The sequence below is a fragment of the Chryseobacterium urinae genome, assembly GCF_030518295.1.
GTDB classification, from domain to species: Bacteria; Bacteroidota; Bacteroidia; order Flavobacteriales; family Weeksellaceae; genus Chryseobacterium; species Chryseobacterium mucoviscidosis.
Genome location: NZ_JAULSJ010000107.1, coordinates 1 through 370, shown reverse-complemented (window position 1 = coordinate 370; position 370 = coordinate 1). Strand labels below are relative to the sequence as shown.

The 370-nt window shown below is 35.7% G+C and carries 1 pseudogene; it reads right to left on the bottom strand.

Features of this window, described 5'->3' with window-relative positions:
- Positions 1-201, bottom strand: a pseudogene (locus tag QWT87_RS21180) (IS110 family transposase); the annotation flags it as partial.
- Positions 202-370: the final 169 nt, after the last annotated feature.

Sequence of the window (370 nt, the reverse complement as noted above, 5' to 3'; positions counted from 1 at the left end):
CACTCTGCTACTGTAATTGCCTGTAGCTTCGATAACGAAACAATAATCATCTGATGATATTTTCTTTAGAAAAGATAAAATAGAGCCCCGGCTGTTTTCGATATTATAAACCTGATCCTGATTGTTACTGTCATTTAAGCTTACCGTTAAAAACTTCAATCCTACATCTACACCAATCACTTTTTTTGATAATTTTGTCATTGTAAATCTTTTTTTATAAAGAGGTTTTCTTCTGATCCACCATGGTAAAAGTTTTTACCAACAATGTTCTATCCGGATTTGGAAGAAAACAGCAGCAGGGGAATAAAATCGGGGGCGATATCTAAGTATCAATGCAGCGTCTGCCTTTATCCTGCTGCTTTTGCTCTTC